The organism is Mycobacterium asiaticum (genome assembly GCF_001673315.1).
Lineage (GTDB): Bacteria > Actinomycetota > Actinomycetes > Mycobacteriales > Mycobacteriaceae > Mycobacterium > Mycobacterium asiaticum_B.
In genome coordinates this window covers 23,354-31,387 of sequence record NZ_LZLQ01000044.1, presented here as the reverse complement: position 1 = coordinate 31,387, position 8,034 = coordinate 23,354, and the positions used below count along the sequence as shown (strand labels likewise).

Below are 8,034 nucleotides of genomic sequence, written 5' to 3'. Positions count from 1 at the left end.
GCGCTCAGGGTCGGGATTGTTCGATTTCGCCGCCGTACCCACACACTCAAAGCCAACAAGTCACACTCGATGCGACTTCTGCGACTTCTGCGACTTCTGCGACTTCTGCGACTGCGACTGCGACTTCTGCGACTACTGCTCTGCGACTGCCGCTCTGCGGCTCGGGGCTCGGGGCTCTGGGGCTCACCCCACCCCGGAGCTCACCCCCCGCGGGCGCTCACCGTCGAGCTAGCCGCAAACCGCACCGACGGCCGCTGACCCGACCAGCTTGACGTACTTGGCCAGCACGCCGGTCTTGTAGCGCGGCGGTGGGGGAGTGAAACCCTGCTGCCGCGATGCGAATTCGTCGGCATCGACCAGCACGTCGAGGGTGTGCTTGGCGACGTCGAGACGGATCCGGTCGCCGTCGCGCAAGAACGCGATGGGACCCGCGTCGACGGCCTCGGGCGCGACGTGGCCTACGCACAGCCCGGTCGTCCCACCGGAGAACCGGCCGTCGGTGAGCAACAGCACGTCCTTGCCCAGGCCGGCACCCTTGATCGCGCCGGTGATGGCCAGCATCTCGCGCATGCCGGGGCCGCCCTTCGGGCCTTCGTAGCGGATCACCACCGCATCACCGTTGGTTATGGTGCCGTCCTCGAGTGCGTCGAGGGCAGCCCGCTCGCCGTCGAAAACCCTTGCCGTGCCCTCGAACACGTCGGAGTCGAACCCGGCCGACTTGACCACCGCGCCTTCCGGCGCGAGTGATCCGCGCAGGATGGTGATGCCGCCGGTCGGGTGGATCGGACTGTCGAGCGCGCGCAGCACCTTGCCGTCCGGGTCCGGCGGAGCGATATCGGCGAGGTTCTCGGCGACGGTCTTGCCGGTCACCGTCAGGCAGTCGCCGTGCAGGAGGCCGGCGTCCAGCAGGGCTTTCATCACCACCGGCACCCCGCCGATGTGGTCGACGTGAGACATGACGTGCCGACCGAACGGCTTGACGTCGGCCAGGTGCGGCACCTTCGACCCGACCCGGCTGAAGTCGTCCAGCGACAGCTCGACCTCGGCCTCGTGCGCGATGGCCAGCAGGTGGAGCACCGCGTTGGTCGATCCGCCGAACGCCATCACCACCGCGATGGCGTTCTCGAACGCCTCCCTGGTCAGGATGTCCCGGGCGGTGATGCCCCGGCGCAGCAATTCGACGACGGCCTGACCGCTGCGCCGGGCGAACCCGTCGCGGCGGCGGTCGGTGGCCGGGGGTGCGGCACTGCCCGGCAGCGACATACCCAGGGCCTCGGCGGCGCTGGCCATGGTGTTGGCGGTGTACATACCGCCGCACGCTCCCTCGCCGGGACAGATGGCCCGCTCGATGGCGTCGACATCCTCACGGCTCATCAGTCCACGCGAGCACGCGCCCACTGCCTCGAACGCGTCGATGATGGTGACCTCGCGCTCGCTGCCGTCGGACAACTTGGCCACGCCCGGCAGGATCGAACCGGCGTAGAGGAACACCGAGGCCAGGTCCAACCGGGCGGCGGCCATCAGCATCCCGGGCAGCGACTTGTCGCACCCGGCCAACAGCACGGAGCCGTCGAGACGCTCGGCCTGCATCACGGTTTCGACGCTGTCCGCGATCACCTCGCGCGACACCAGCGAGAAATGCATCCCCTCATGACCCATCGAGATGCCGTCCGAGACCGAGATGGTGCCGAATTCCAACGGGTAGCCGCCCGCCTGGAAGACACCTTCTTTGACCGCTTTGGCCAGCCGGTCCAGCGACAGGTTGCAGGGGGTGATCTCGTTCCAGGACGATCCGACGCCGATCTGCGGCTTGGCGAAGTCCTCGTCGCCCATCCCTACCGCCCGCAACATTCCACGTGCGGCGGTCTTCTCCAGACCGTCGGTAACGTCGCGACTGCGGGGTTTGATGTCAGGTTGCTCAGCGGCGTGGGCCATGCTGCAAGTATGCGGTGCGGCGCCAGCGCGCCAAAATCAATTAACCACGCGGCCTGATACCCTAGCGGGGTATAGGATCGCAGAACATACCGAACCGCCCGGCCGGTATTCGTTTGGAGAGCAGATGACCACACCACACGGATACACGCAGCAGAAGGACAACTACGCCAAACGGCTGCGTCGCATCGAGGGTCAGGTGCGCGGGATCGCGCGCATGATCGACGAGGACAAGTACTGCATTGACGTGCTCACCCAGATCAGCGCCGTCAACAGTGCGCTGCGGTCGGTAGCGCTGAATCTCCTCGACGAGCACCTCAACCACTGCGTCACCCGGGCCGTGGCCGAGGGCGGCGGCGACGCCGACGACAAGATCGCCGAAGCCTCGGCGGCCATCGCCCGCCTCGTCCGTTCCTGACCGGGCGTGTTGAACCGGCAAATGGGGTAAAGCCCTGGCTCGGTGCGTACGGTGAGTACAACGCGCAACTCGCCTCCCACACCATGACTGCCATGACTGCCGAACCCACCGCCACCGCGCGAACGTGGACGCCACGGATCGCGGGTCAACTTGTGGTGCTGGCGTCGGCGGCGTTCATCTACGTCACCGCCGAACTGCTGCCGGTCGGCGCTCTTTCGGCGATCGCACGCAACCTCGACGTCAGCGTGGTGTGGGTGGGCACGCTGCTGTCCTGGTACGCCCTGGTGGCGGCCGCGACGACGGTGCCTCTGGTGCGCTGGACCGCGCACTGGCCGCGGCGCCGGACGTTGCTGCTCAGCCTGGTGTGCCTGACACTCTCGCAGCTGATTTCCGCGCTGGCGCCCAACTTTGCGGTGCTGGCCGCGGGCCGGGTGCTGTGCGCGGTGACGCACGGCCTGCTGTGGTCGGTGATCGCTCCGATCGCGACCCGGCTGGTGCCGCCCAGTCATGCCGGCCGCGCAACGATGTCCATTTACGTCGGCACCAGCCTGGCGCTGGTGATCGGCAGCCCGCTGACCGCGGCATTGAGCTTGATGTGGAGCTGGCGGCTGGCGGCCGTGTGCATCACAGTCGCGGCCGTGGTGGTCACCGTGGCCGCCCGGCTGATGCTGCCGGAAATGGTGCTGAGTGACGACCAGCTGCGGTATGTGGGCCGCCGGGCCAAGCATCACCGCAACCGCGGGCTGATCCTGGTGAGCCTGGTCACCATGGTCGGCGTCACGGGCCATTTCGTCTCCTACACCTACATCGTGGTGATCATCCGTCAGATCGTCGGTGTGCGCGGGCCGAACGTCGCCTGGCTGCTCGCCGCCTACGGCATCGCCGGGGTACTGGCGGTGACGCTGGTGGCGCGACCGCTTGACCGGCGGCCGAAGGGCGCGATCATCTTCTGCATGGTCGGCTTGACCGCTGCCTTCGTGCTGCTCAGCGCGTTGGCCTACGGCTGGCACCGGTCCGCGGTGACGGCGCTGGTCATTGGGACGGGCGCAATCGTGCTGTGGGGTGCCACGGCCACCGCCGTGCCGCCGATGCTGCAGTCCGCGGCGATGCGTGCCGGGGCGGACGACCCTGACGGGGCGTCGGGTTTGTATGTGACGGCGTTCCAGGTGGGAATCATGGCCGGCTCGCTGGCCGGCGGCCTGTTGTACGAGCGCAGCGCGGCGATGATGCTTACCGCTTCGGCGGGGTTGATGGGTCTCGCTTTAGTGGCGATGACGGCGATCAGGTCGATCGTCGAGGTGCCGGCTTCACCAAATTCCCAGGGTGATTAACGCTGCAGGTCAGCGCCCTGAACCGCAGTTCGTAACGGTCTTGCGGCCTCCGCCGAATGGCTAACGAGTGGTCCTGTTGTGCCAGACTGGGGCGAGATTTGACGGAGGGGAATGATATGGCGCGCTGCTTTACACGCCGCAGCACGAGGAAGTTTGTAGCGGCTCTCAACGGGGGCGGCATCGTGGCCGTGCTGATGTTGGGTGCCGGTCCCGCACTGGCAGACCCGGAAGACGCACCGGCCGATCCCGGCCCCGTGGTCGCACCGGCGGATCCCGGTCCGGTGGTCGCCCCGGCTGAACCGGGCGCCCCGGGTCCGTTGGCGCTGCCCCCGCTTCCCGATCCGTTCGCCCTCCCGCCGGTGCCCGGCGGCGATCCGGCGGCGGTGCCGGTCGCGTCCGGAACTGCGGCCGGTCAGGACCCCACTCCGTTCGTCGGTGACCCACCGTTTCGGCCGCCGTCCTTCAATCCGGTGAACGGCGCGATGGTCGGCGTGGCCAAGCCGATCATCATCAATTTCCAGGTGCCCATCGCCGACAAGGCCATGGCCGAGCGGGCCGTTCACATCTCCTCGATACCGCCGGTGCCGGGCAAGTTCTACTGGATGACCCCGAGCCAGTTGCGGTGGCGTCCGCTCAGTTTCTGGCCGGCCAACACCGCGGTGAACATCGACGCGGCCGGTACCAAGTCCAGCTTCCGCACCGGGGACGCGTTGGTGGCGACCGCTGATGACGCCACGCACCAGATGACCATTACCCGCAACGGGACGGTGGTGCAGACCTTCCCGATGTCGATGGGGATGTCCTCCGGCGGCCACCAGACCCCGAACGGCACGTATTACGTCTTGGAGAAGATGGCCTCGGTGGTGATGGACTCGTCCACCTACGGCGTGCCCGTCAACTCGGCCAACGGGTACAAGGTGACCGTCTCCGACGCCGTCCGGATCGACAACAGCGGCAACTTCGTGCACAGCGCGCCGTGGTCGGTGGGAGACCAGGGCCGGCGCAACGTGAGTCACGGCTGCATCAACTTGAGCCCGGCCAACGCCAAATGGTTCTTCAACAACTTCGGCAGCGGCGACCCCGTCGTTGTCAAGAATTCCGTGGGGACCTACAACAAGCCCGACGGTGCCTCAGACTGGCAGATATAGGGACGCACGGGAGGGATGTTCATGTCGGGACGCCGCTTCGGAGCTCTGCGGGCCGCCGGAATCGCATCGGTGCTCGGTTGGATGTTGGTGCTGAGCGCGGGTACCGCGCTGGCCGATCCCGATCCCGCACCCGATGACCCAGGGGTGGTAGCCCCGCCTGCCGTCCCGGCCGGCGAAGTACCGCCACCGCCCCCGTTCGTCGGGACCGCGCCGTTCGGCCCGCCGCGCATCGCGCCCGCCAACGGTGCGACGGTGGGGGTGGGCCAGCCGATCATCATCGACTTCCCGGCTCGGGTGGACGACGCCGGCGCCGCCGAAGGCGCAATCCGGGTGACGTCGACGCCGCCGGTGGAGGGCAAGTTCTACTGGCAGACCCCCACCCAGCTGCGCTGGCGGCCCTTCAGTTTCTGGCCCGCCCACACTGACGTGACTGTCGACGCGGGCGGCACCGTGTCGAGCTTCCGCACCGGCGATCAGCTGATCGCCACCGCCGACGACGCCACCCACCAATTGACCGTCGCACGCAACGGCGCTGTGGTGCAGACTTTCCCGATGTCCATGGGAATGGCGTCAGGTGGCCACCAGACCGCCAACGGCACCTACTACGTGCAAGAGAAGATGGCGTCGGTGGTGATGGATTCCTCGACATACGGAGTCCCGGTCAACTCCGCGAACGGCTACAAGATCACCGTCGCCGACGCCGTCCGCTTCGACAACAGCGGCAACTTCGTGCACAGCGCGCCGTGGTCGGTCGACGACCAGGGCCGGCGTGATGTCAGCCACGGCTGCATCAACCTGAGCCCGGCCAACGCGAAGTGGTTCTTCACCAACTTCGGACCCGGCGACCCGATCATCGTCAAGAACTCGGTCGGCACCTACACCCGCAACGACGGGTCCAACGACTGGATGAGCTGAGCCGCTTTATCGACTGGCCGCCGTAACGTCCGGGGCACCGGAATCTTCGGCCGCGCGACGGTACTGGCGCATCTCGGCGCGGACCGCCGCGTCCAGTGCCCGGTCCAGACTGGCGTGGGCGGAACGCCTCGCCACCCGGCGCATGACATCGATAAGGTCTGCGGCCCAAGCTAATTCAGCATCGTTGGTGGGGTACCAGCCGCTTCCGCGTTGCCGGACGACTTCGGTGTGTCCGTGACGGGCCAGCGCACGCGCAGCGTCATCGAGTTTCTTGTCCACAGCCGCTGAGGTCGTCAAGATGGCCGCCAGCGGCATACCGCGCGACACGAGCGACGCGAAGTCGTCGACAATCCGGCGGTCAGGTACCAGATAGCCCTCGCCGTCATCGTTTGGTTCGATCACCCCGCTGCTGCACAGGCGGCGTAGCGTCTTGGCATCCAGAGGCCCGAGCTTGTCCTGCAATTGGTCAATCGACATGACTCGAGACTCCGGATGTGACCACGGCGAGGTCACCAATTCGCCCAGATCGGCCAGGTTCAGCACCTCGACCAGTTCCTGACCGCTCTGTAGGCCGGTCACGAACTTCAGGATGTGCTTGACGGTGAAACCTTCTTTGAGCAGTCGGGTCACCGCCCGCAACTGGCTGAGGTGCCGGTCAGTGTAGATCGATACCCGGCCTCGCCGCTGCGGCCGAGCCAGCAGGCCGTTCTCCTGGTAGACCCGCACGTTACGAGTCGTTGTCCCCGCTTCTCGCGCGAGGTCATCGATCCGGTACTCGGCCACCCTGGCAGCCTATCCGGTGAGAACCGGATCGACGCTGTTCAGCGAGACGGTGATCTGGTAGTCCTGCAGTTCCAGTGTCCGGAGTTGCTTGACGTACTGAGTGGCAAAGCCGGGATACATGGTGGCGTTGAAGCCGTCCTCGGTCAGATACCAGCTCTGGCAACCGGAGTTCCACGTGGTGGTTTGCAGCCGCCGCTGGATGTCCTCGTTGTACCGGTCCTGCACCTCGGGGCGGACGTCGATCGACTTCCAACCGGCCTTCAGCAATGTGGAGATCGCCGCGACGATGTAGTCGATCTGCGCTTCCATGTACACCAGGGCCGAGTTGTGACCCGGACCGGAGTTCGGCCCGAAGGTGAAATACAAGTTGGGATAACCGGATACGGCCACGCTGCGGTAGGCGTAGGCGCCGTTGCGCCACTCCGACGCCAGGTCCCTGCCGTCGAGGCCGGTGACCGGGAACGGGGAGCCCGTCGTGGACACGTCGAAACCGGTGGCGAACACGATGGCGTCGAACTGGTGCTCGATACCTTCGACCGTTCGGATTCCCCGGGGCGACAGCCGTGCGATCGGCCACGTCACCAGTTTGCAGTTTTCGGCCTGCAGCGCCGGGTAGTAATCGCTGGTCATCAGCAGCCGCTTGCAACCGGCGGAAAAGTCCGGTGTCAGTTGGCGCCGCAGCCACGGATCACGCACCTGCACACGCAGATTGGCCAGGCTCACGGCCTCGACCAGCCGGGTGAACGGGGTATCCCACACCACGCCAAGCGCGACCGATTCATGCCCCCAGTACCAGGCGGACCTGGCCAGCTTCCGGACCAGTGGTACCTGCCTGTGCAGACGCTTGACCCATCCGCTGACCTCGCCGTTGGCCTTCGGCAGCACCCACCCGGGGGTGCGTTGAAATACCTTGACCGACTGCGCCACCCGGACCAATTCCGGGATGATCTGCACACCGCTGGCCCCGGTACCGATGACCGCAACCTTCTTGCCGGTGAAGTCATAGTCGTGATCCCAACGGGCACTGTGGATTTTGTGTCCCTCATAGGTGTCGATACCCGGGAGGTCCGGGAAGCTCGCATTCGACAGCGGTCCCGAGGCGACGATCACCGTGCGGGCGCGGACCGGTTCGCGGTCTGCCAGATTGACGGTCCACTCGCCCGCATCCTCGTCGTAGACGACGCCGGTGACATTGTGCGTGAACCGGATATGTGCTTCGATGCCGCGGGATTCGACCATGCCGTCGATGTACTGCAGAATCTCGGCGCTGCCCGAGTAGGTGCGGGACCAGTCCGGGTTGGGTGCGAAGCTGAACGAGTACAGTCGAGACGGAATGTCGCACGCCGCACCGGGATACGTGTTGTCCCGCCAGGTGCCCCCTACCCGGGTATCGCGTTCGAAGATCACGAAGTCGGTGATGCCTTGGTCTTTGAGGCGGATCGCGGCGCCGATGCCGGCAAAGCCGGCACCGATGATGGCTACAGAGATCGTCATGTCGTGGTTGCTC

General features: G+C 66.4%; 7 protein-coding genes. 4 read left to right on the top strand and 3 right to left on the bottom strand.

The window, feature by feature from the left end; genetic code table 11:
• Positions 1–228: 228 nt before the first annotated feature.
• Complete coding sequence (ilvD, locus tag A5636_RS07205; RefSeq protein ID WP_065158007.1) at positions 229–1,935, bottom strand: dihydroxy-acid dehydratase; 1,707 nt, start codon at positions 1,933–1,935, stop codon at positions 229–231.
• A 124-nt stretch (positions 1,936–2,059) separates the two neighbouring features.
• Between ilvD and A5636_RS07200 the strand changes: the two genes are divergently transcribed.
• The 4 genes from A5636_RS07200 to A5636_RS07185 all read left to right on the top strand — a co-directional run bounded on the left by A5636_RS07200 (position 2,060) and on the right by A5636_RS07185 (position 5,744).
• Positions 2,060–2,350, top strand: coding sequence for a metal-sensitive transcriptional regulator (locus A5636_RS07200; RefSeq protein WP_065158006.1), 291 nt, complete (start codon positions 2,060–2,062; stop codon positions 2,348–2,350).
• 83 nt (positions 2,351–2,433) lie between these two features.
• Positions 2,434–3,681: an MFS transporter gene (locus tag A5636_RS07195; protein WP_065158005.1), complete on the top strand. Its 1,248-nt coding sequence runs from the start codon at positions 2,434–2,436 to the stop codon at positions 3,679–3,681.
• Positions 3,682–3,797: 116 nt separating this feature from the next.
• Positions 3,798–4,829 carry a L,D-transpeptidase gene (locus A5636_RS07190; RefSeq protein ID WP_065158004.1) on the top strand — a complete coding sequence of 344 codons (1,032 nt, stop codon included), beginning with the start codon at positions 3,798–3,800 and terminating at the stop codon, positions 4,827–4,829.
• Positions 4,830–4,850: 21 nt separating this feature from the next.
• The gene (locus tag A5636_RS07185; RefSeq protein ID WP_065158011.1) at positions 4,851–5,744 is read left to right on the top strand and encodes a L,D-transpeptidase; all 894 of its coding nucleotides are present in this window, start codon (positions 4,851–4,853) and stop codon (positions 5,742–5,744) included.
• 6 nt (positions 5,745–5,750) lie between these two features.
• Here the strand turns inward: A5636_RS07185 and A5636_RS07180 are convergent, their stop codons facing one another.
• Positions 5,751–6,527 carry a MerR family transcriptional regulator gene (locus tag A5636_RS07180; RefSeq protein WP_065158003.1) on the bottom strand — a complete coding sequence of 259 codons (777 nt, stop codon included), beginning with the start codon at positions 6,525–6,527 and terminating at the stop codon, positions 5,751–5,753.
• Between the two features lie 9 nt (positions 6,528–6,536).
• A complete protein-coding gene (locus A5636_RS07175; protein WP_065158002.1) occupies positions 6,537–8,021 on the bottom strand; it encodes a flavin-containing monooxygenase in 1,485 nt (494 codons plus the stop codon).
• Positions 8,022–8,034 lie beyond the last annotated feature (13 nt).